The following is a 23,427-nucleotide window of genomic DNA, read 5'->3' as shown; positions in this document are numbered from 1 at the left end:
GCTGAACAGTATCAAGGGGGAGACACTATGTACTTGACGCCTCAGCATGTATTGCTTGCCGGAGCCACCGGATTAACCGGCGAACATTTGCTTGATCGCTTGCTCAATGAGCCAACGATTACGCGGGTATTGGCACCTTCACGCCGGCCACTGGCCGAGCATCCCCACCTGGAAAACCCCGTCGGCGACCCGGCCGAGTTCCTGCCGCAACTCAATGGTCGCGTCGACATCGCCTATTGCTGCCTCGGCACCACGATTAAACAGGCCGGCTCCGAAGCGGCGTTTCGGGCGGTGGACCTGGACATGGTGGTGGCGTTCGCCAAACGTGCACGGGAAATGGGTGCGCGGCACCTGATTGTGATCAGTGCCTTGGGAGCCGATCGCAGATCCTCGATTTTCTACAACAAGGTCAAAGGCGAGATGGAACACGCACTGCGCGCGCAGGATTGGCCGCAGCTGACCATTTGCCGTCCGTCCCTGTTGCTGGGTGAACGCCTGGAACCGCGCATGGCCGAGCAATTCGCCGGACCGTTTTCGCGCTTGATCCCGGGTAAATACCGCGGCATTGAAGCCTGCCAACTGGCCCGCGCCATGTGGCGCCTGGCGCTGGAAGAGCAGGATGGGGTGCGGGTGGTTGAGTCGGATGAGTTGCGTAAGCTCGGCAAGTAACCGGCTGACCTGTGGCGAGGGAGCTTGCTCCCGCTGGACTGCGCAGCAGTCCCTTGCTTTTAAGAAGAAGGGCCGCTTCGCGTCCCAGCGGGAGCAAGCTCCCTCGCCACAAAAGCTGTGTTCTTCTTACAACCCGCCCGTCGCCTGGAAACTCACGCCAATCACCGTCAGCAGTGACAGCGGCAACAGCAGCGTGTCGAGCAACGCGCTCCCCGGCAGGTCCACTCCCGGATAGCTCGGCGCTTCAGCACCAAACCGATCCATGGCGCAGCATCCACCGTTCATCGCATACAAATCCAGCCGCGTCCCCGAATACACCACCGGCGCCCCCGGCTTGGCGGCATCGAGCGTGCGCGCCGTGGCGCAGCCGGCCAGTTGCAGCGCCAGCAGCACCACCAGCAGCTTATTCATCACTGCTCAAATGGTGCTCGCCCCAACGCGGCAGCATGTCCTGTGGAATGTTCAGCAGATTGAGAATCCGCGCCACGACGAAGTCGATCAGGTCGTCGATGGTCTGTGGCTGGTGATAAAACCCCGGCGAGGCCGGCAAAATCGTGACGCCCATGTTCGACAACTTGAGCATGTGCTCCAGATGAATGCTCGAATACGGCGCCTCACGCGGCACCAGAATCAACTGGCGGCGCTCCTTCAAGGTGACATCGGCGGCGCGTTCGATCAGGTTGTTGCAAGCCCCGGTCGCAATCGCCGACAAGGTCCCGGTGGAACACGGCACCACCACCATCGCCGCTGGCGCGCCGGAGCCCGAGGCCACCGGCGACATCCAGTCTTCCTTGCCATACACCTTGATCTGTCCGGCAGCGGCGCCGGTGTATTCGGTGAGGAAGGCCTGCATGGTTTGCGGTTTCGGCGGCAGCGTAACGTCGGTCTCGGTGGCCATCACCAGTTGCGCAGCCTTGGAGATCAGGAAATGCACCTCGCGGTCTTCACGTACCAGGCAATCAAGCAGGCGTAAGCCGTACTGGGCGCCGGACGCACCGGTCATCGCCAGCGTGATGCGTTCCGGGCCGTTGTTCATTGCAGCGCCTCGGCGAGTTTGCCGTGCAGGCCGCCGAAGCCGCCGTTGCTCATGATCACTACGTGGGTGCCGGGCTGGGCCTGGCTTTTCACGCGTTCGATGATGCCTTCGAGGGAATCACTGACGATCGATGGCACGGTGCAAAGCGCGGCGGTAGCGCCCAAATCCCAACCGAGGTTGGCCGGCGCGTACCAGATCACCTGATCGGCATCGACCACGCTTTCCGGCAAACCGTCACGGTGCGCGCCGAGCTTCATGGAGTTGGAGCGCGGCTCGATGATCGCGATCAACGGCGCATCGCCGATCTTCTTGCGCAAGCCGTCGAGGGTGGTGGCGATGGCGGTCGGGTGGTGGGCGAAGTCGTCGTAGATGGTGATGCCACGCACTTCCGCGACTTTCTCCATCCGGCGCTTCACGCTTTTGAACGCGCTCAATGCCGCGATGCCCATTGATGGCACGACGCCGACGTGCCGCGCCGCCGCCAAAGTGGCCAGGGCATTGGCGACGTTGTGCTGACCGGTCATGTCCCACTCGACCACGCCTTGGGCGACGCCTTCGAACATCACTTCAAACTTCGAACCGTCCTCGCTCAGCAACTTGACCTGCCACTGACCGCCGGCACCGGTGGTTTGCACCGGGGTCCAGCAGCCCATCTCGATTACCCGTTGCAGCGCGGGTTCGGTAGTCGGATGAATGACCAGGCCTTCGCTCGGGATTGTGCGTACCAAATGGTGGAACTGCCGTTCGATGGCCGGCAGATCGGGGAAGATGTCGGCGTGATCGAACTCAAGGTTGTTCAGGATCGCCGTGCGTGGGCGGTAGTGAACGAACTTGGAGCGCTTGTCGAAGAACGCGCTGTCGTATTCATCGGCTTCGATCACGAAGAACGGTGTGCCGCCCAGGCGAGCGGACACCGAGAAATTCTGCGGCACGCCGCCGATCAGGAAACCCGGGCTCATGCCCGCGTGTTCCAGTACCCAGGCGAGCATGCTGCTGGTGGTGGTCTTGCCGTGAGTACCGGCGACGGCCAATACCCAGCGACCCTGCAACACGTGGTCGGCCAGCCATTGCGGGCCGGAAACGTAGGGCAGGCCTTTGTTCAGTACGTACTCGACCGCCGGGTTGCCGCGGGACATGGCGTTGCCGACCACCACCAGGTCCGGGGCCGGATCGAGCTGCGCCGGGTCGTAACCCTGGGTCAACTCAATGCCCTGAGCTTCCAGCTGAGTGCTCATCGGCGGATAGACGTTGGCATCGGAGCCGGTCACGTGATGACCCAGCTCTTTGGCCAGAACCGCCATCGAACCCATGAAAGTGCCGCAGATACCAAGAATATGAATGTGCATAGTCGACCTCGTAAAACATGGCCGCAGGTTAGCGTAGGGTGGGAAAATTCGCACCTTTGTTTCAGGGTCGTGCACATGATCGTTCCCACGCAGAGCGTGGGAACGATCAGTCAGGCAGAACGGGCGATCCCGTGTTTACGCAGCTTTCTGTAAAGAGTATTGCGACTGACACCCAGCTGTTCAGCGGTATGCGTCATATGCCAGCGCTGCTGCTCCAGCGCATTGAGCAACGCCAACCGCTCCGCATCCTCCAGCGGAAACTCCGAAGGCTCGTCCACCACCAACGCAACCGCCGGCCGCACTTGGCGAATCATTGCCGGCAAATCCTCCAGCCCGATCCGCCCGCCATCACACAGCGCCGCCAACGTACGCAGCACATTGCGCAACTGCCGCACATTCCCCGGCCAGGCGAACCCGAGCAAGGCTTCCCGTGCCGGCTGATCAATCAGCACTATTTCCCCGCCCGCCTCTTCCGCCAGCAGGAAATCCAGTAACTGCGATTTATCGCTACGGTCGCGCAACGCCGGCAATGCCACTTCCAGCCCATTGAGCCGGTAGTACAAATCCTCGCGGAAGCTGCCGTCCTGCACCCGGTCCAGCAAATTGCGGTGGGTCGCGCTGATTATTCTGACGTTGACCGACTCCGGTTCACCGCCAATCGGCACCACTTGGCGATCTTCCAGCACCCTTAATAGCCGGGTCTGCAAGGCCAGAGGCATGTCGCCGATTTCATCGAGGAACAACGTGCCGCCATCAGCCTGTTGCAACTTGCCACGCATACCTTCCTTGCGCGCGCCGGTGAAACTGCCACCGCGATAGCCGAACAGTTCGCTTTCGATCAGGCTTTCCGGAATGGCCGCGCAGTTGAGGGCGACGAAGGCTTTATCCGCCCGTTGGCTGGCGTGGTGCACGGCTTTGGCGAAGGCTTCCTTGCCGGAACCGGTTTCGCCATTGATCAGCAACGGCACATCCCGTTCGAATACGCGCAGGGACTTACGAAAATCTTCTTGTAACGCCGCATCGCCCAGGCAGATGCCGGACAAGCGCGGACGTTCGGCAATCACCGGACTTTGCACCACCGGCACCGGAATACTCCGAGGCTGACCGCGCAACACGGCAAACAGACTGCGGCCGTCACGGGCGCGCAGCGGCCAACTGGCGCTGGCATTCACGCTCGCTCGGCCGAGCAACTCATCCAGCGAGCAATCGAAAAACGCTTCCACCGGTTTACCCAGCAGCCCGCCGCGAATATGCCCCAACAGGTTCAACGCGCTCTGGTTGACCGCGCTGATCCGCCCTTCGCCATCGAACGCCAGCAGCCCTTCGCTGAACAGTCCCACGGACTCGGCCTGCAAGTGAAAACGCAGCAACCATTGATTGTCGAAATAACGCAGGAAATAGCAGCTCTCGATCATCTTCGCCGAGAGGTTGACCAGGGCCATGGTGTGGAACTGGCTCTGCCGCGAGACTTCATGGCGCGCCGACGACACGTCGAGCACCGCCAGCAATTCGCCATGGGGGTCGAACACCGGGCTCGCGGAGCAGGTCAGTCCGGTGTGGCGGCCGCGAAAGTGTTCGTCCTGGTGAATGGTCAGGGATTGGCGCTCTACCAGGCAGGTGCCGATGCCGTTGGTGCCTTCGCAGGCTTCGCTCCAGTCGGCCCCGAGCCAGAGCCCGGCACGCTCGAAAATCTTGCGTTCGGCGGGGGCGGTGACGCAGTTGAGGATCACCCCGCGGGCGTCGGTCAGCAGCACTGCGTGGCCGGCACCGGAGAGTTGCTGGTGCAGGCTGGTCATTTCATTGCCGGCGATGTGCAGCACTTGTTGCAGGCGTTCGCGGCTTTCCAGCACACGGCCATGCTCCAGCACCGTTGGCGCCATAGCCAGGGCCGGGTCGAGGTGATAGTCCTCAAGACAACGCAGCCAGGAACGGGCAATCGACGGATCGCTGCCGGGGCCATGCAGGTGTGATTTGCCCTGGGTAACGGTCAGGACTTGCTGGGCATGGCGACTCAAATGGTTGTCGTGCATTTCTTATTATTCTCCCCGCAGAGTCATGTCCGCTTCCGTGTAGCAGCTGCCGAAGGCTGCGTCCGGCCGCGAAGCGGTCGTAAAACTTGTGTCCCGTATTTCATTGCCAAGCCGAGGCGAGCGCTTCGCACTCGGACGCAACCTTCGGCAGTTGCTACATAAAGCGTGAGGCCGAGCATCCTCCACGTCAGCGCGCTTTGCAATGCTGGCAAGACCACCCAGTCACAGCCTGTGCCAAAAACGGTACAAACTGTCACTCAGGCTGTACCGAAACCGTCACAGGCGCCGCCCGCTTGTCCGACAAAAACCGCGCAAGGCCTTGATTTGCCTGCCCTGCAAGGCAGTGGCCCAACCTTTGCTCTACGCTTATAGCAAGCGCACATGCGCGTCTCTCTAATAAGTACAAAGCCAAGGAGAACTCACCATGCGTTACGCTCACCCCGGTACTGAAGGCGCTATCGTTTCGTTCAAGAGCAAATACGGTAACTACATCGGCGGCGAGTTCGTCGCGCCTGTCAAAGGTCAGTACTTCACCAATACCTCGCCCGTGAATGGCCAACCGATTGCCGAATTCCCACGTTCCACGGCCGAAGACATCGACAAAGCCCTGGACGCTGCCCACGCGGCGGCCGATGCCTGGGGCGCCACGTCCGCCCAGGCGCGCTCGCTGGTGCTGCTGAAAATCGCCGACCGCATTGAGCAGAACCTGGAACTGCTGGCGATCACCGAATCCTGGGACAACGGTAAAGCCGTTCGCGAAACCCTCAACGCCGACATCCCGCTGGCGGCGGATCACTTCCGCTACTTCGCCGGTTGCATCCGCGCCCAGGAAGGCAGCGCCGCCGAGATCGACGGCAACACCGTGGCGTACCACATCCATGAACCCCTGGGCGTGGTCGGGCAGATCATCCCGTGGAACTTCCCGATCCTGATGGCCGCCTGGAAACTCGCCCCGGCCCTGGCCGCCGGTAACTGCGTGGTGCTCAAGCCTGCCGAGCAAACCCCGCTGGGCATCACCGTGCTGATGGAATTGATCGGCGACCTGCTGCCACCTGGCGTACTCAACGTCGTGCAAGGGTTCGGCAAAGAAGCCGGCGAAGCCCTGGCCACCAGCAAACGCATCGCCAAGATCGCCTTCACCGGCTCGACTCCGGTTGGCTCGCACATCATGAAATGCGCCGCCGAAAACATCATTCCGTCCACCGTGGAGCTGGGTGGCAAGTCGCCGAACATCTTCTTCGCCGACATCATGCAAGCCGAAGAAACCTTCATCGAGAAAGCTGCTGAAGGCCTGGTGCTGGCGTTCTTCAACCAGGGCGAAGTCTGCACCTGCCCGTCTCGTGCACTGGTTCAAGAATCGATCTACGACGACTTCATGAAAGTCGTGATGAAAAAAGTCCTGTCGATCAAACGTGGCGACCCGCTGGACACCGACACCATGGTCGGCGCCCAGGCATCCGAACAGCAATTCGACAAAATCCTTTCGTACCTGGAAATCGCCAAGGGCGAAGGCGCCGAGCTGCTAACCGGCGGCAAGGTGGAAAAACTCGAGGGCAACCTGGCGACCGGGTATTACATCCAGCCGACCCTGCTCAAGGGCACCAACAAAATGCGCGTGTTCCAGGAAGAAATCTTTGGCCCGGTGGTGAGCATCACCACGTTCAAGGACGAAGCCGAAGCCCTGGCCATCGCCAACGACACCGAGTTCGGCCTGGGCGCCGGCCTCTGGACCCGCGACATCAACCGCGCTTATCGCATGGGCCGCGCCATCAAGGCCGGTCGTGTGTGGACCAACTGCTACCACTTGTACCCGGCGCATGCCGCGTTCGGTGGTTACAAAAAGTCCGGCGTCGGGCGTGAAACCCACAAGATGATGCTCGATCACTATCAGCAGACCAAAAACCTGCTGGTGAGCTACGACATCAATCCGTTGGGCTTCTTCTAACTCGACGCGCAACCGCGTAACGGCCATCGCGGGCAAGCCTCGCTCCTACGGGAGCGTGGCTTGCTTACGACGGCGGTTGTTGAACCCCGGCATCACCCCACCGGGTCAAAAACAATAAGAACAGGTGAACTCTTATGCCTAGCGATCAAACGGGAGTTCCGGCTACCGGCTCCTCTGTCGACTTCGAAAAAGTCGGCTCCGAATATTTCCAGCAACGCGAACTTAAAAAAGGTGCTGCCGGCTGGGTCCTGCTGGTCGGCCTCGGCGTCGCTTACGTCATCTCCGGCGACTACGCCGGGTGGAACTTCGGACTCGCCCAAGGTGGTTGGGGCGGCATGTTCCTCGCCACTTTGCTGATGGCGACGATGTACTTGTGCATGTGCTTTTCCCTCGCTGAACTGTCCTCGATGATTCCTACCGCCGGCGGTGGCTACGGTTTTGCCCGCAGCGCATTCGGGCCGTGGGGCGGATTCCTCACCGGCACCGCGATCCTGATCGAATACGCGATCGCGCCGGCCGCCATTGCAGTGTTCATCGGCGCCTATTGCGAGTCGTTGTTCGGCATCGGCGGCTGGATGATCTATCTGGCGTTCTACATCATCTTCATCGCCATCCACATTTTCGGCGTCGGCGAAGCGTTGAAACTGATGTTCGTTATCACCGCGGTCGCCGCGCTGGCACTGGGCGTGTTCCTGGTGGCAATGGTCCCGCACTTCAGCGTGGCCAACCTGCTTGACATCCCGGTGACCGAAGCCAAGGGCGCCAGCAGTTTCCTGCCCTTTGGTTATGTCGGCGTATGGGCGGCGATTCCCTACGCGATCTGGTTCTTCCTCGCGGTCGAAGGCGTGCCGTTGGCCGCCGAAGAAACCAAAAACCCCAAGCGCGACCTGCCCCGTGGCCTGATCGGCGCGATGCTGGTGCTGGTGAGTTTTGCCCTGTTGATCCTGGTGATCGGGCCGGGCGGCGCAGGTGCCAATGCGTTGCTGACTTCGGGTAACCCGTTGGTCGAAGCGCTGAGCAAAGCCTATGGCGGCTCGACCTGGATGGGCAGCTTCGTCAACCTCGTCGGCCTGGCCGGGCTCATCGCCAGTTTCTTCTCGATCATCTACGCCTACTCGCGGCAGATATTTGCCCTGTCGCGCGCCGGTTACCTGCCGCGCAAACTGTCGCAAACCAATAAAAGCAAAGCGCCGGTACTGGCGTTGATCATCCCCGGGATCATTGGTTTCGGCCTGTCGTTGACCGGTCAGGGCGATCTGTTGATTCTGGTGGCAGTGTTCGGCGCGACGATTTCCTACGTGCTGATGATGGCGGCGCACATCACCTTGCGCATCCGTCGCCCCAAAATGGATCGGCCATACCGCACGCCGGGCGGTATTTTCACTTCGGGCGTCGCGCTGGTTCTGGCGTGCATCGCCGTGGTAGCGGGGTTTCTGGTGGACCCACGGGTGGTCATTGGCGCGGCGATCATCTATGGAGTGTTAATTGCTTACTTTGCTTTCTACAGTCGGCATCACTTGGTAGCAGGCACGCCCGAAGAAGAATTCGCGGCGATTCAGAAAGCTGAAGAAGCCTTGCACTGACGGCCGCACACCTCGGCGCAGACCCGGTCTGCGCCGTCACGGAGAATCTGTATGGCTAGTTTTGCTCACACGGTCGGCGCCCAGACTTATCGCTTCGACAGTCTCAAGGACGTCATGGCCAAGGCCAGCCCGGCGCGCTCCGGGGACTTTCTGGCTGGCGTCGCCGCCCTCAACGATGGCGAGCGCGTGGCCGCGCAAATGGCGTTGGCCGACATCCCGCTGACCCACTTCCTACAAGAAGTACTGATTCCTTACGAGGCCGATGAAGTCACCCGGCTGATCATCGACACTCACGATAAACAAGCTTTCGCTGTGGTCAGCCACCTCACCGTCGGCGGCTTTCGCGACTGGCTGCTCAGCGACGCCGCCGACGAACAGAGCCTGCGCGCCCTCGCCCCCGGCCTGACCCCGGAAATGGCCGCCGCCGTGTCGAAGATCATGCGCGTGCAGGACTTGGTGCTGGTGGCGCAGAAGATCCGCGTGGTCACGCAATTCCGCGGCACCATGGGCCTGCGCGGGCGCTTATCCACACGCCTGCAACCGAACCACCCGACCGACGAACCGGCCGGCATCGCCGCGAGCATTCTCGACGGTCTGCTGTACGGCAATGGCGACGCGATGATCGGCATCAATCCGGCCACTGACAGCATCGCCTCGATCTGCGCCATGCTGGAAATGCTCGATGCGATCATCCAGCGCTACGACATTCCGACCCAAGCCTGCGTGCTGACCCATGTCACCACCTCCATCGAGGCCGTGAACCGGGGCGTGCCACTGGACCTGGTGTTCCAGTCGATTGCCGGCACCGAAGCGGCCAACGCCAGTTTCGGCATCAACCTGAACGTGTTGCAGGAAGGCTACGATGCCGGTTTGAGCCTCAATCGCGGCACCCTCGGCCAGAACCTGATGTATTTCGAAACTGGCCAGGGCAGCGCGCTATCGGCCAATGCCCACCACGGCATCGATCAACAGACCTGTGAGACGCGGGCCTACGCCGTGGCGCGACATTTCAAGCCGTTTTTGGTGAACACCGTCGTAGGATTTATCGGCCCGGAATACCTCTACAACGGCAAACAGATCATCCGCGCCGGCCTCGAAGATCACTTCTGCGGCAAGTTGCTCGGTGTGCCGATGGGTTGCGACATTTGCTACACCAATCACGCGGAAGCCGACCAGGACGACATGGACACCCTGCTGACCCTGCTGGGCGTGGCCGGAATCAACTTCATCATGGGCATCCCCGGCTCCGACGACATCATGCTCAACTACCAGACCACCTCGTTCCACGACGCCCTCTACGCCCGGCAAACCCTGGGCTTGAAGCCGGCACCGGAGTTCGAGCAGTGGCTGGCGAAAATGGGCATCTTCACCCAGGCCGACGGCAAGATTCACTTCGGCAACAACCTGCCGCCGGCCTTCCGTCAGGCCTTGGCGCAATTGGGATGAGTGTTGATATGGATAAACCACCCGTTGATCCGCAGAACCCGTGGCTGGAACTGCGCCGCCTGACCCCGGCGCGCATTGCCCTGGGCCGCACCGGCACCAGCCTGCCGACCAAGGCGCAACTGGATTTCCAGTTCGCCCACGCCCAGGCCCGGGACGCGGTGCATTTGCCGTTCGATCATGCCGGGCTTAGCGCGCAACTGGCCGAGCGCGGGCGCGAGAGTGTGCTGCTGCACAGCGCTGCCACGGACCGCAACAGCTATTTGCAGCGCCCGGACCTGGGGCGCAAGTTGAGTGATGACTCGGCGCAGACCCTGCGTGACTACGCCTCTGCCCATCCGAGCGGCGTGGATCTGGTCATCGTGGTGGCCGATGGTTTGTCGGCATTGGCCGTTCATCGCCACACCGTGCCGTTTCTGACGCGCATGGAAGAACAGGCGGCGGCGGATGGCTGGTCCGTGGCGCCGGTGATGCTGGTTGAACAAGGTCGAGTGGCGGTGGCCGACGAAATCGGCGAGTTGCTGGGCGCGAAAATGGTGGTGATCTTGATTGGTGAACGCCCGGGACTCAGCTCTCCTGATAGCCTGGGTTTATATTTCACCTACAATCCAAAGATTGGCCTTACCGATGCTTATCGCAACTGCATCTCCAATGTCCGACTCGAAGGCCTCAGTTACGGCATGGCGGCGCACCGCTTGCTGTATCTGATGCGCGAGGCCTGTCGACGGCAGTTGTCGGGAGTCAATTTGAAGGACGAAGCTCAGGTTCAGACATTGGAGTCGGACGCTGGGGCGGATATGAAAGGAAATTTCCTACTCAGTCCGCCGGATGCCTGAACCGTTTCCGCATTGCGTTTCTGATTCGTTTTCAGGCAGGATCGACGCACGGCCGCCAGGGGTTTCCCATTGCCGTCACGCACGTAAGACAGCCACTTGAAGCGAGACCTACCATGCGGATTATTCAAGCGACCCTCGAACACCTGGACCTGCTGACCCCGTTATTCGTCAAATACCGCGAGTTTTACGGCTCCCTGCCTTACCCGGATTCGTCCCGGGCGTTCCTCGAAAAACGCCTGCGTCGCAAGGAGTCGGTGATCTACCTGGCCCTGGCCGATGACGACAGCAACAAACTGATGGGTTTCTGTCAGCTGTACCCGAGCTTTTCGTCGCTGTCGCTTAAACGCGTGTGGATCCTCAACGACATCTACGTCGCCGAAGATGCCCGCCGACAATTGGTGGCCGACAACCTGATTCGCACCGCGAAGAAAATGGCCAAGGAAACCAACGCCGTGCGTATGCGCGTTTCCACCAGCAGCAACAACGAAGTGGCGCAGAAGACTTACGAGTCGATCGGCTTCAAGGAAGACACCGAATTCAAGAACTACGTGTTGCCGATTAGCGACGAATTATAACGGCGCACGGCGGGCGGGCTTTTTGTGGCGAGGGAGCTTGCTCCCGCTCGGCTGCGAAGCAGTCGCAAACCCAGCCAACCAAATTCTCCTGACACACCGTAAACTCAGGCTTTGGGAGTGCTTCGCCCTCCAGCGGGAGCAAGCTCCCTCGCCACAGGGGTTTGCGTGCATCTTGTCGGACACTGATTAACCACGACATCCCCCGCTACAAACTCGACGCGCTTTTCACTGTTCCCGCCGTATAATCCCGAGCTTCCCGGCTTGTAAGAAAAACTACTCTCGCTTGTAGCCTTACACGAAGTCATCCGCACAGGTCTGCCGAGTCGGACCGTCACCACAGGTGCCCCCCATGGATTTCAACCCGATCGACCTTATCCTGCACCTCGATGTGTATCTCGATTTGCTGGTGAACAATTACGGTCCATGGATCTATGCCATTCTGTTTCTGGTGATCTTCTGCGAAACCGGCCTGGTAGTGATGCCATTCCTCCCGGGTGACTCCCTGCTCTTTATCGCCGGCGCCGTGGCGGCCGGTGGCGGCATGGACCCGGTATTGCTGGGTGGCCTGCTGATGCTGGCGGCGATCCTCGGCGACAGCACCAACTACGTGATCGGACGCACGGCGGGCGAGCGTCTGTTCAGTAACCCGAATTCGAAAATTTTCCGCCGCGACTATCTGCAACAAACCCACGACTTCTACGACAAGCACGGCGGCAAAACCGTGACGATGGCGCGCTTCCTGCCGATCATCCGCACCTTTGCACCGTTCGTCGCAGGCATCGCCCGGATGCCGTACCCGCGTTTCTTCTTCTTTAGTGTGCTCGGCACGATCCTATGGGTCGGCGGCCTGGTGACCCTCGGTTATTTCTTCGGCAACGTCCCGTTCATCAAGAAAAACCTGTCGCTTCTGGTAGTGGGCATCATCCTGCTGTCGCTGATTCCAATGATCATCGGCCTCGTGCGCAGCCGCTTCGGTGGTTCGAGCTCCAAAGCCGAAACCCGCTAAGCCCCCGTGTGGTCCCTGAGCGCCTGGCGTCGCCGGCGCATCCTGGCCAGGCATCCGATTGCCGACGAGATGTGGCAACGGGTGCGCCATCACTTGAGCTTCCTCGACGGTATCAGCGCTGCTGAAGACCAGTGGTTGCGTGAAGCCAGTGTGCTGTTTCTCGATGAAAAACACCTGACGGCCCTGCCCGGCGTCGAACTCCACCAGGAACAGCGCTTGTTGCTCGCCGCCCAGGCGCAATTGCCGCTGCTGAATCTCGGTGACTTGAACTGGTATCAGGGCTTCCACGAAATCGTCCTCTACCCCGACGACTTCCTCAGCCCCCAGCGCCATCGCGATGCCAGCGGCGTCGAGCATGAGTGGGACGGCGAACACAGCGGCGAAGCCTGGCAGCAAGGCCCGATCATTCTCGCCTGGCCCGGCGTCATGGCCAGCGGCGGCTGGGAAGGCTACAACCTGGTGATCCACGAACTCGCGCACAAACTCGACATGCTCAATGGCGATGCCAACGGCCTGCCGCCGCTGCACCCCGACATGCGTGTCAGCGACTGGTCAACGGTCATGCAACAGGCCTACGATGACCTCAATCGCCAACTGGACCGCAACCCGGACGCCGAAACCGCCATCGACCCCTACGCCGCCGAGAACCCGGCGGAGTTCTTCGCCGTCACCAGCGAATACTTCTTCAGCGCCCCGGATTTGCTGCACGAGGCTTATCCACAGGTCTACGAGCAGTTGCAGCGGTTTTACCGCCAGGACCCGCTGGCCCGGTTGCAGCAACTTCTGGCCGAGAACCCGGTCTATCAGGCACACGACTAAGGTCTACACGACCTCTGGCACATAGCAACGGTGGCGGAATATGCCTATAATCGCCGCCACTTTTTGGTCAATCCGGCCAAGTGTTTTTGGTCAACTAACGGGGGCACCGCCCAATGAGCTACAGCAAGATTCCGGCTGGCAAAGACCTGCCGAACGACATCTACGTCGCGATCGAGATTCCGGCCAACCACGCGCCGATCAAGTACGAAATCGACAAAGACAGCGATTGCCTGTTCGTTGACCGTTTCATGGCCACCCCGATGTTCTACCCGGCCAACTACGGTTTCATCCCGAACACTCTGGCTGACGACGGTGATCCCCTCGACGTGCTGGTCGTGACCCCTTACCCGGTTGCCCCAGGCTCCGTGATCCGCGCCCGTCCAATCGGCATCCTGCACATGACCGACGACGGCGGCGGCGATGCCAAAGTCATCGCAGTCCCACACGACAAGCTGTCCCAGCTGTACGTCGACGTGAAAGAGTGCAGCGACCTGCCACAACTGCTGATTCAGCAGATCGAGCACTTCTTCGCGAACTACAAAGACCTCGAAAAAGGCAAATGGGTGAAGATCGAAGGTTGGGGCGACTCAGAAGCCGCTCGCACCGAGATCATGAAGTCGGTTGCTGCTTACAAAGGCTAAAGCCAGCTTGTAGCTGCAAGCTTCAAGAAGAACCCCGGTGATCCGGGGTTTTTTGTGGGCGCTGATAAATGCCGGCTTAAACAGGACGTTTAACGGTTTTGCCATTTGGTTTTTTCTTGTTTAAAAATCCCGAAAAGCGTCTTACATCCGGTCGTAAAATTCCCGCGCAATTTGAACGGTTCGTTTATTCAAACCCCTCCCCGGCGCCCGTAAACTCGCGTTCATGAAAAAGAACACTAGCGGTCCACGGTTTAAAGCGCTCCTCAAGGCGGCGAACATCACGACAACAGGATTCGCCGAATTCCTGAACACGGCGCCGCAAAACGTCCACAACTGGTACACCCGCGGTGTGCCCGCCCACTGCATGGAAGAGGTCGCCCGAAAGCTGTCCGTCAACAGCCACTGGCTGAAAGCCGCCGAAGGCCCCAAAGACCTGTGCCTGCTCGACGACTCCGGCAACACCTACGACGCCCAAGCCATCCGCGGCGTCTATACCGTCATCGAGCCCACCGACGTCGAACTGTCCTTCTACAAAGAAATGCCCGTCGCCCTCGGCTCCAGTAAAACCCACGTCATCGAAGACAACAGCCACCCCATCCGCCTGCCCCGCAGCTATCTCGACGCCCTGAAAATCAACCATAAAGACGCCATCTGCGCCCACATGATCGGCAATAGCATGGCCGAGAAGATAGAAGACGGCTCAACCCTGGCCATTGATCGCGGGCTGACACAGATTATTGACGGGGAGATTTACGCGATCGAGCACGACGGGATGCTGCGGATCAAATACCTGCACCGGATGCCGGGGAACGGGTTGCGATTGCGCAGCCACAACAGCGCGGAGTATCCGGATGAGGTTTTCAGGGCGGCGCAGATTGAAGAGCAGAACATTCGGGTGTTGGGGTGGGTGTTCTGGTGTTCCACGCTGAACAAGCGACGACCGCCGGTGCCGTTCCTGTGAGGCAAGCACCTGTAGCAGCTGGCGAAGCCTGCGTCCGGCTGCGCAGCAGTCGTAAAAACCGAGTTTCCCGGTGTTACTGAAAGACCGCGACTACCGGATTTACGACTGCTTCGCAGCCGGACGCAGCCTTCGGCAGCTGCTACACCTCACCGCAATCGCTCTACCCGGCACTTCCCACTGGGAATCCCCGAAAAAAATCAGTATGCTGCGCCCCACATTTGCGCATCACCCCGCCCCGCGGCGCTGATCGCACCGACAAGGCCGATGATTTTCTGCCAAGTCCCACAGCCGGACGCAAGATCCGGGTGTACGTTTTGAAGGCTGGCGCGGTTTACCAAAAATGAACCAAGCCAGTCCCCGAGAAGCCGGCCACAAGCCGGCTTTTTAATTGTCCAAAATAATCCTATCCCATCCGAGAATTCTGCCGATAGCTTAGCTATCACGGGCGTTTCAGGCTCGTCCCTGTCCAATGGAGTTCAACGCCATTTGACCTCATCCGACGATGAAGTGGGGGGACAGGTGGGGGGACAAAGGGATGAGAGGGGAAATCAAATGGGTAAGCTGAATCCGAAACAGGTCGAAAACCTTGCCGAACCCGGCACCTACGAAGACGGTGATGGCCTGCGGTTGGAAATCAAACCTAGCGGAAGTAAATCCTGGACGCTTCGCTTCCAACTCGCGGGGCGCCGGAGGGAGATGGGCCTAGGCTCATTCCCTGAAGTGAGTCTTAAGAAAGCTAGGCTCGCAGCAAGCGCCAAACGCAGTCAGTTGAGCGACGGTGTAGATCCATTAGCAGCTCGCGACATCGAACGCGCAGCTCTGCGCGATGCTCAGCGCGCCAATGAAGCGAAGCAACTGAAGTTCGAGACGCTCGCTACGGAATATCGCGATGCACACGGTGCGGCATGGTCGGAGAAATGGCGTAAAGGCTGGCTGCGCAAGCTGGAGCTGTATGCATTTGCCCATATCGGCAAGCTGTCAGCCGAGGAGATCGGTACTCCTCAGATACTCAAGGTTCTGCAACCAGTCTAGGCGACTAAAACAAGAACCGCTGATGAAGTACGTGGGCAGATAGAACAGATTCTCGACGCTGCAAAGTCACGCAACCTGCGAGACGGTGAGAACCCTGCTCGCTGGCGCGGACACTTGGAGAATCTGTTGAGCCGCGCGGAAAAGAAGAAGGCTCGGAAGCGTGAGCACTTTGAAGCTATGCGCTGGCAGGATGTCCCGGAGCTTATAACCAAACTTCGAGCGAACGCCACACCACCATCTTGGGCTGCACAACTGCTGATTATGACCAGCGCACGCGCCCACATGGTGAGGTTCGCTCGCTGGGATGAGTTTGATCTTGAGGCCGGCACTTGGTCTCTGCCAGATGAGCGAATGAAAATGCGGAGAGCTTTCGTAATCCCGCTTGCCCAGGAAATCATAAAGCTGGTGAAGAACATTCCGCGAGATGAGGGAAGCGCCTTTCTATTTCCAGGCCAAGGCAAGACAGGGGTCATGCACGCAAACGCCGTGCGCACACTTTTGCACGGCATGGGTTACAAAGAAATAACTCGGCACGGTTTCAGATCCTCCTTTCGCGACTGGGCTGGGGAATGCACAAATCACCCACATGAGGTATGCGAAATGGCGCTGACTCATGACGAACGAGACCAGACTGAGGGGGCTTACTCCCGCACGAACTTCCTCGATAAGCGTCGCTCGTTGATGAACGACTGGAGTGAGTTTGTAACCACTCCTTGATGGCATCCCAATGTTGGCGCTGATTGAAAACTTGGCGAACAAGATGCATCTCTTTGATAGAGATATTCAGTTCTTAGTCATCTTGGCCACCAAAATTTTGTAAGCCTCAGTCTCTCGCCCCTCTATGAGTTCCATATAGAAATCTGTATACGCAGCCTCCAAGTCTTTATATGACTGTAAACTTGTCTCAGTGAAAAGCTTGTAACCTGGAATATCTCGTGGCTCAACCATTTCAGTGATTTGGCCTCGCTCTGCTCGGGAAAGCAAACCTTCAAGATCCAATAACAATATTGAAGCATCAGGGTCATGACTCTTATAGAAGTCAAGCTTATCTCTAAGCTTTATAGCTGCCGCCTTCAAGGCATTAATATTCATGCTCGTGTAACCCCTAATTATCTATTGCACCAATTAACCGAGGTGCAGACCATTCACCTCGGTTCGTTACTATACTTTGAAACGCTTCACCAGACCTGGCAATACTTCCACCAAACTCCGTAGTCGGTGCGACCTTGTTCACGAAAACTTCGGTTGGCTTTATTGGTACTATTTCGAATACCGAATATTTTGATGCTTCACTGGTTAGGGGAAGGCCAAAATAATCCGCGAGTGTAGACTCGCTTTGACTGGCTTTTTTTAATTCATCCATCGTAGTGAAGAAGGGTGAGTAGTCGGTAACTTCTTTCCCTACAGGCACGATTTTGACCAGTGGTGAATCCATCACCACTATTTTCGGTATTGTGCTTCCAGATCCAATTTGGCCAACAGCACGTTTGAATATTTCGTCAGCAGATGCGTCTGGCGCAGCAGCTCGCAACTTATCCAAGTACAGCTGTCCATCTCCTGTAGAAAGATAATCTGTTATTTCCTTTTGAGAGAGGCCTTGTGTATCAAACATTTTTGCTTTTTCAAGTTTAGTATCATGAGACACAAAATCAGAATCTTGCTTGGCATAGTACTCGCGCATATTATCGAGTTCTACGTTCTTTAGCGGAGCCGGCCCATTAACCTGCAACTCAGGCAGAGTCAACAACTCCTGCTGATTACGCGCCAACCAATTCGCAAACTGCTTGTTCGAAATCTCGGACTGAAGCTTGGCACTGCGCGCTGCGATGCTGTCCATGCTGCCCATGAGGCCTGCCTTGACCTGCCCACGCGTCATATAAGTCACGATGGCAGTGAAGAGCAGCAGCACGAGTTGTTCCTGACCTTTGGCCAGTTGTCGAGCTCCGCGATCAATGCGCTCCTGGATTACGTATGCCGAACCACCGGTAGGATCGAGGCCCTCGGGTTTCAGCCCTTCATCAGCGTGCCAGGCAGTGGCGAAGCCTTCCTGCAAGGTAGAAAGGCAAGCAGGCAGACCTTTATAGAAATATTCAGCGATAGATGAGAGGCCCAGCGCCATTAGGATCAGATTGCCGACCTGCAGACCGATGCCCGCGCCAGCTGCTGCTACGGGCACAGCGCCCACACCAAAGAAGAACGCCCCGGCGACGCCGCCAGCGACTGTCCCGACCGCAACGCTGCCGCCCAAAATCATCGCCACTTCTTTGACCAGTTGCAGGAGCACCGGGAGGATTTGTTCAATCTCGATGGACGCCCACTTACGCTTGAGATTTGACTCGATGATGGGGTAGGAAAGCCTCATCGCCGTTTTCACCGAGTCAATGCGGTTGCCGCCCATGAATCCGTAAGCTTGAGTCGCGGTGATATTGACGCGTCGGGTGAAGCCATTCCAGCTATCATTGGCGCTCTGCAGCCCATCGCTGTAGCCTTGATTCAGCGTGTTGAATTTATAGTCGAGGTTTCGCTCGATGTCATCCCAGCTTGGAATATTGGCTAAAAGGTCCATTTACACATCACTGTCCCTGGATTGAAGGAGGCTTGCACCGATGTCTTACGTGACCACACATTGACATGATCTGAGCATTGCGTATGTCGCCCTATCAGACCTGAATATTTGAGCTGAATCCAGGACGAGCTCATTTTTCTCATCTGCAAAACAGACCGCGATGATGACAATACGCCACTACAAAGTCGAGTCTCCACTTAACTCGTTGTTACGCTTGGATATGTGCCAGCTAGCGCATTCTTCTAGCGCTCCGCAATTAAGACAGCTCACCTATGCTGGGAATGCCTCAGATGAGCGCTATCGTCCGAGGCCCTTCGTTGTGGTTGACACGGCGCAGCGCCCCGGTGTCTCCTTTCAGCCTCTCTGGAACTGTAACGGTTTTGAGAGAAATGTTGGCTGTTTATTAACGGGCTAGTGGCACTTTCGCACTATCTTGTGGCCACACGTTCCAGTAATTGCGAGATACGGAATGCGTCTGTAGCTTTGGTCTGACGAGATTTTCAGAGTTTTAGGACCGGTGAGTATCTGTTGCTGATGTCGGAGCAATATCCTAACTGGTTGATACTTAAGCACCAGACCCGTGCCTCACTTGTCAGTTTGTAAACGTAAGCCGCTGACTGCGGCGGTGCTGGCCTCCCTGCCTTCAAGGAGATAGACCTGGCCGCGATGCTTTCGCCGCAGAACCGGCGCCTTTTCAAATTCAAGAACCTCGCCAACCCTGAGCAGGAATTGCTGCTGGAGTCCTTTAGAGGGACTGAAGGTCTGTCACGTGCGTACCAATTTGACCTGCTGTTGGTGTGTCAGGACTCCGGAGTCGAGCTGAAGTCGATGATGGGTCAGCATGTGGGGACAAAAACTCAACCCTTAATTTAATCCAATAAAAACAGGCCGAAACTCAACAATAACGCCGCCCACAAGCCGGCTTTTTAATGCCTGAAAGAAAGCCTACCTGTCATCTGAAACGACTGAATGAGGGGTTGTCGAGCCAAGGACTCATTGATGTCGTAACGACAAACGTCATTACAGGTATCTCACCATGGCTTCCATCAACATCCGCATCGACGATGACCTGAAGCAGCGTTCATTTGCTGAGCTGAAAAAGCTCGGGGTAACGCCTTCCGAACTTCTGCACCAAACCCTTCAATACGTCGCCGAACACGGTAAGTTGCCTTTCAAAGCAGCATTACTCAGCGAAGAGGATGAAGCGCTCATCGCCGTAGTCACCGAACGTCTTACCGCCCCTCAGCGAGTCAAGGTAAAGCTGGATGAGCTATAGCCAATCGCACCACCCTCAAAGCTCAAACCGTATCCGACTTTCCTGCCGCTGCCCCACCGGCAACTCCTCCCCCCGCCTCACCGCCACCAACATCTGCTCAACCCCCACATGCACCGCATCCGCCCGCACATTCACCGGCTTGAAACCCACCGCATTATCAAGTCCTTCCCTATGCGCCTGAATGATTTTCACGTCCTGGCGAATGACGATGCGGGTGTACAGGTGGATGAACGGGCGCAATGTTCGCAGTAGCCAGCGGGGTAAGCGGAAGCGGTAGGCGATGTAGGTGTAGACGCGGGACTGGCGGGTATTTATCGGTGTGATTTGGCTGATGATGTAGAAGGCCGAGCGGTCGCCCCACTGGTAGTCGCAGCGCGTGACGTTGGGGGCAAAGAAGCGATCGGTGTGGACCAGTGGCTCGCCGTCGGGGTTGCTCAGCCAGTTCAGGAGTCCGATTTTGTCGCCGTCGTCGTGATAGGTCACTTCGATGCTGTGTGCCTTGCAGGCGAGTGTGGCTTCCATGGTGCGGCCGGTGCCGGACCTGAAGATGCCTTCGTGGACGAAGACGGTGTGTGGCACGTCCATGAAGTTTTGCACCAGGCTGCCGACGTCGGCCTCGAAGGTGTTGATCATGAAGTAGGACTGCCAGCCTTTTTCGGTGTAGGCCGGTAGCCTGAACACCGGTTTGGCTTGCGGGTCGCTGGTGCCGGTGTACACCCAGATCAGTCCGTCCAGTTCTTGCACGGCAAAATGGCGCTGTTTAAATCGATGCTCTCGCGCTGTCGATGAGCACGGTTTATCGCCGACGCTGGGGATGTACACCACTTGTCCCTGGGCGTCATAGCGCCAGCCATGGTAGGGGCAGACGAGGCAATCGTCGGCGATCTTGCCGGCCGACAATCGTGTGCCTCGGTGCAGGCACTGGTCGAGCAATGCCGCGACCTGGCCGTCACGCTGACGAAAGAGCACAAGGTTGAGTTCAAGAATCCTTGCCCGGTAAGGCTTGCCCTTGGGCAGTTCCTTGCTGGAGCAAGCCACATACCATTGTTCGAGGGTTGCATCGCAAGGCACCTCGACGGTGCTGATCAAAGGTGCTGACATTGGGTTTCCGTCAGGGCAAGAATGGCGTCGGCTGTCTCAAGCCGATTGATAAGTGGGCGCGGTTTGACGTCACCTGCGCGGATACCGCTTAACTCCGCCGCCTGTTGCAGGACCTGAGCGAGCAGATCAGCGCCACCGTTGAGCAATCGAACCCGTAGCGGCGCCAGTTGCCCAAGGCTGCGGGCCTGGGCGTAATGAAAGACGCCCGACAGTGCCGACTCGATAGCCAGCGCCAGCGCCTGTGGAGCAATGTCTTCGCCGGTGGCGACCAACGCCAGGTAATACGGCGGCGTGGCCGAGGCATTGGGGATCAGGCACGCGGCGGCCGCTGTGGTAAGGCAACGATCGAAGATGCCCTGGACGATTTGCTCATCGAGCTTCTCACCTACCAGATCACTGGTCACCGCGGCGCGCCCGATAAACTCCACGCGCGGCGTACGACCCTGCATACCAACGACCCGGACCCGATCCCCCAATGCGTAGCGATACAAGCCGCCACCGGTGGTCAGCAAGACTTCTGCGGTTTCTCCCATGCGCAACGCATGAGCATTGCGCAAGGAACCGTCGTCGCTGAGAAATTCCAGGTAATGACTGCCAATTGCAAGCGGGCACCCGGCCTCGTCACCATAGGGCACGCTGACCACGCCTTCAGTGGCGAACAGACCTTTGGGTAGCCATTGTGCTTGCGGAAAACGCACCGCCAATTGTTTGAAGTAGGTGCGGCTGGGGCCGTCCATCCAGCAGCTGACGGCGGCCAGTCGCGGCCAGAGTTCGGTGCACACGCCCTGGGATCGCGCTCGACGCAAGGCAGACTTGCGTGAGGCGGGAAGCGCCTCTTCCAGCCAGGCAAATGTCTGGGCATGTTCAGGTGTTTCGCCGTCAAACAACGGCTGCAACAGACTGGTCAGGAACGTCGGGCTCCACACACTGATAAAACTCAAATCAGCATCGGCCAACAATGCCAACAGGGTCTGGCGGCGCCACTGCGACGGATCGCCGGCAAATTGTGGAATCAGCAAAGTCCCTGCCAGGCTGGCGACATTGCTGCCGCTCAGATACTCCAGATCACTGGTGGAACCAATGGAAACCCCATTGGGAGCGGCCACCGGCATTTGCAGCGGCGGCGACATCGACCAGTAGCCTGAGCCATGACTGATCTCGGGGACTTGACGATACATGTCGGCAAGCCAGACGTTTAACGCACTGTGCATTTCACCGAGGAAGGCGCGCGTATAAGGAATCGCTTTTTGCAGGGCACTGCTGCCGCTCGTGCGCTCGAAAAACACCGGCGGGACGGAGGTCAAAATCGCTTCTGACTCGTGCTGCGCGCGCTCGATCCAGGGATGCAGTTGCGCATAAGAGTGGATCGGTACGTTATCGCGAAACTGCGTTGAATCAGCGATATGGGCGAAGTCGTGGGCACGCCCGAATGCGCAGTCACGATTGGCTTTCAGCAGTCGCTGCAATACCCGTTCTTGCGCCAACTCCGGCTGTTCAGTTTGTTCTCGCCAGAGATCAAGCGTGGGCTGGGCACTGTCGATAAAACCCTGCCACAGGGCACGTTTGGCGCCGTTGTTGGCGCTCATCAAAAGTAGGTCTTGTCGAGTTGGGTCAAGTCATCGGGCAAGCGTTGGGGCGGCAGGAACACCTGCAGCCAGCCAAACCATAATGGCCGGGTTTCCTTGAGGTTCGATGCCCGGTGCATCTGCTGCCAATGCAGCCCCGATTGCCGGTGATGGGTCAGGTTGTAATTGAAGTTCAGAAACGCCCAGCGGACGAGGCGCGGCGCCCGCATGTTATAGGCGCCCTCGACGACATCCAGCGGCGTGCGCATGTGGTACACCCACTGCAGCGATGACCAGGAAAATGCAAAAGCGATGTAGGCAATGAGCACCACCTGCCATGTCCAGCCCAGCAATAGCCCGGCCGATAACCACACCGCGAGACTGGCGATCACCTCCAGGCGGATACGCCGGAAGTCGCTGTTGGAGAAATCCTTGAAGGCCGCGGCGTAGGTATTGACCTCAGCGGTTTGCGACCATTTATCAGTGATGCGCGCCGGTAGCAGCGGTAACAAGAGACTGCCGATAAACGCCGCGAGCCAGATACCGCCGAGCACCGCAAAGTAGTACTCGATCCGCTTGCGCAGCAGCGACTCATCCGCGACCGCGAAATCCGCCAGTTCGGCACGAGTGCGATTGCGAGTGTGGTGGCCCAGATGGTTGATATGAATCAGCGTGGCCGAGGCACCAAACAGCGTTGAAGCCCACCACATGACGAAGTAGTTCAGCGACTTTTTACGGTGGGCCAACCCATGAAAGGACTCGTGCATCATCGAGAACACGCCTTGCATGACCAGGCAAAACGGAATCAGGACAAGCCACTTGAGCCAACCCGCATCGGTGTGTGACAACCAGGTCAGCGTCGCCCCCCACATCAGGGTTTGCAGCGCCAGAACACACAGATTGGCCACGTCGAAACGACTGGTTTGTGAACTGTCAGTGGAACTGCGCATGAGGGATCCTGTGGAAAGGTCGAATGTGCCGAGTATAACGCCCAGTC

The 23,427-nt window shown here is 58.5% G+C and carries 20 protein-coding genes and 2 pseudogenes; 13 read left to right on the top strand and 9 right to left on the bottom strand.

Features of this window, described 5'->3' with window-relative positions; genetic code table 11:
* Nucleotides 1-27: 27 nt before the first annotated feature.
* Entirely contained in the window at nt 28-669 is a 642-nt protein-coding gene (locus HKK53_RS24515; protein ID WP_169372915.1) for an oxidoreductase, read from the top strand.
* A 126-nt stretch (nt 670-795) separates the two neighbouring features.
* Here the strand turns inward: HKK53_RS24515 and HKK53_RS24510 are convergent, their stop codons facing one another.
* From HKK53_RS24510 to HKK53_RS24495, 4 genes are all read right to left on the bottom strand, one after another.
* Complete coding sequence (locus tag HKK53_RS24510) at nt 796-1,080, bottom strand: YceK/YidQ family lipoprotein (RefSeq protein ID WP_169372914.1); 285 nt, start codon at nt 1,078-1,080, stop codon at nt 796-798.
* Nucleotides 1,073-1,705 (bottom strand): flavin prenyltransferase UbiX, encoded by a 633-nt coding sequence (ubiX, locus tag HKK53_RS24505; RefSeq protein WP_169372913.1) that lies wholly within the window; start codon nt 1,703-1,705, stop codon nt 1,073-1,075. Before ubiX ends, HKK53_RS24510 begins: the two co-directional genes overlap by 8 nt.
* On the bottom strand, nt 1,702-3,051 hold the full coding sequence (gene mpl / locus HKK53_RS24500; RefSeq protein WP_169372912.1) for a UDP-N-acetylmuramate:L-alanyl-gamma-D-glutamyl-meso-diaminopimelate ligase: 1,350 nt from the start codon (nt 3,049-3,051) through the stop codon (nt 1,702-1,704). The genes ubiX and mpl overlap by 4 nt, the downstream gene beginning before the upstream one ends.
* 110 nt (nt 3,052-3,161) lie before the next feature.
* A complete protein-coding gene (locus HKK53_RS24495; protein WP_169372911.1) occupies nt 3,162-5,081 on the bottom strand; it encodes a sigma-54-dependent Fis family transcriptional regulator in 1,920 nt (639 codons plus the stop codon).
* A gap of 424 nt (nt 5,082-5,505) precedes the next feature.
* Between HKK53_RS24495 and exaC the strand changes: the two genes are divergently transcribed.
* The 10 genes and pseudogenes from exaC (at nt 5,506) to HKK53_RS24445 (ending at nt 16,639) form a co-directional block, all read left to right on the top strand.
* Nucleotides 5,506-7,026, top strand: a complete 1,521-nt coding sequence (gene exaC, locus HKK53_RS24490; protein WP_169372910.1) for an acetaldehyde dehydrogenase ExaC — start codon at nt 5,506-5,508, stop codon at nt 7,024-7,026.
* A gap of 134 nt (nt 7,027-7,160) precedes the next feature.
* On the top strand, nt 7,161-8,609 hold the full coding sequence (eat, locus tag HKK53_RS24485; protein ID WP_169372909.1) for an ethanolamine permease: 1,449 nt from the start codon (nt 7,161-7,163) through the stop codon (nt 8,607-8,609).
* A gap of 51 nt (nt 8,610-8,660) precedes the next feature.
* Complete coding sequence (locus HKK53_RS24480; RefSeq protein ID WP_169372908.1) at nt 8,661-10,055, top strand: ethanolamine ammonia-lyase subunit EutB; 1,395 nt, start codon at nt 8,661-8,663, stop codon at nt 10,053-10,055.
* Nucleotides 10,056-10,063: 8 nt separating this feature from the next.
* The gene (gene eutC, locus HKK53_RS24475) at nt 10,064-10,888 is read left to right on the top strand and encodes an ethanolamine ammonia-lyase subunit EutC (protein WP_169372907.1); all 825 of its coding nucleotides are present in this window, start codon (nt 10,064-10,066) and stop codon (nt 10,886-10,888) included.
* A gap of 113 nt (nt 10,889-11,001) precedes the next feature.
* Nucleotides 11,002-11,463, top strand: a complete 462-nt coding sequence (locus HKK53_RS24470; protein ID WP_169372906.1) for a GNAT family N-acetyltransferase — start codon at nt 11,002-11,004, stop codon at nt 11,461-11,463.
* Nucleotides 11,464-11,812: 349 nt separating this feature from the next.
* Nucleotides 11,813-12,469 (top strand): DedA family protein, encoded by a 657-nt coding sequence (locus HKK53_RS24465; protein WP_169372905.1) that lies wholly within the window; start codon nt 11,813-11,815, stop codon nt 12,467-12,469.
* Between the two features lie 6 nt (nt 12,470-12,475).
* Nucleotides 12,476-13,288, top strand: coding sequence for a zinc-dependent peptidase (locus HKK53_RS24460; RefSeq protein WP_169372904.1), 813 nt, complete (start codon nt 12,476-12,478; stop codon nt 13,286-13,288).
* A gap of 113 nt (nt 13,289-13,401) precedes the next feature.
* Nucleotides 13,402-13,929: an inorganic diphosphatase gene (gene ppa / locus HKK53_RS24455; protein WP_054052377.1), complete on the top strand. Its 528-nt coding sequence runs from the start codon at nt 13,402-13,404 to the stop codon at nt 13,927-13,929.
* Between the two features lie 223 nt (nt 13,930-14,152).
* Nucleotides 14,153-14,890 carry a helix-turn-helix transcriptional regulator gene (locus HKK53_RS24450; protein ID WP_169372903.1) on the top strand — a complete coding sequence of 246 codons (738 nt, stop codon included), beginning with the start codon at nt 14,153-14,155 and terminating at the stop codon, nt 14,888-14,890.
* A 552-nt stretch (nt 14,891-15,442) separates the two neighbouring features.
* Nucleotides 15,443-16,639, top strand: a pseudogene (locus HKK53_RS24445) (tyrosine-type recombinase/integrase).
* A gap of 66 nt (nt 16,640-16,705) precedes the next feature.
* Here the strand turns inward: HKK53_RS24445 and HKK53_RS24440 are convergent.
* A complete protein-coding gene (locus HKK53_RS24440) occupies nt 16,706-17,014 on the bottom strand; it encodes a hypothetical protein (protein ID WP_169372902.1) in 309 nt (102 codons plus the stop codon).
* A gap of 13 nt (nt 17,015-17,027) precedes the next feature.
* Nucleotides 17,028-18,488, bottom strand: a complete 1,461-nt coding sequence (locus HKK53_RS24435; RefSeq protein ID WP_169372901.1) for a DUF6861 domain-containing protein — start codon at nt 18,486-18,488, stop codon at nt 17,028-17,030.
* A gap of 666 nt (nt 18,489-19,154) precedes the next feature.
* On the opposite strand from HKK53_RS24435, the pseudogene HKK53_RS24430 reads away from it, so the two are divergent.
* Nucleotides 19,155-19,334: pseudogene (locus tag HKK53_RS24430) on the top strand (type VI secretion system tip protein VgrG); the annotation flags it as partial.
* Nucleotides 19,335-19,524: 190 nt separating this feature from the next.
* On the top strand, nt 19,525-19,764 hold the full coding sequence (locus tag HKK53_RS24425; RefSeq protein ID WP_169372900.1) for a type II toxin-antitoxin system RelB/DinJ family antitoxin: 240 nt from the start codon (nt 19,525-19,527) through the stop codon (nt 19,762-19,764).
* A 15-nt stretch (nt 19,765-19,779) separates the two neighbouring features.
* On the opposite strand, the gene HKK53_RS24420 is transcribed toward HKK53_RS24425, so the two are convergent.
* The 3 genes from HKK53_RS24420 to HKK53_RS24410 are packed head-to-tail and all read right to left on the bottom strand — an operon-like array spanning nt 19,780 to nt 23,380.
* Nucleotides 19,780-20,865 (bottom strand): aromatic ring-hydroxylating oxygenase subunit alpha, encoded by a 1,086-nt coding sequence (locus HKK53_RS24420; protein ID WP_169372899.1) that lies wholly within the window; start codon nt 20,863-20,865, stop codon nt 19,780-19,782.
* A complete protein-coding gene (locus HKK53_RS24415) occupies nt 20,850-22,451 on the bottom strand; it encodes a GH3 family domain-containing protein (RefSeq protein WP_169372898.1) in 1,602 nt (533 codons plus the stop codon). Before HKK53_RS24415 ends, HKK53_RS24420 begins: the two co-directional genes overlap by 16 nt.
* Nucleotides 22,451-23,380, bottom strand: a complete 930-nt coding sequence (locus HKK53_RS24410; protein WP_169372897.1) for a fatty acid desaturase family protein — start codon at nt 23,378-23,380, stop codon at nt 22,451-22,453. Before HKK53_RS24410 ends, HKK53_RS24415 begins: the two co-directional genes overlap by 1 nt.
* Between the last annotated feature and the right edge of the window lie 47 nt (nt 23,381-23,427).

It is taken from the genome of Pseudomonas sp. ADAK7, assembly GCF_012935675.1.
Taxonomy (GTDB): domain Bacteria; phylum Pseudomonadota; class Gammaproteobacteria; order Pseudomonadales; family Pseudomonadaceae; genus Aquipseudomonas.
The sequence above is the reverse complement of the archived record's forward strand: the minus strand, read 5'-3'. Positions and strand labels throughout refer to the sequence as shown.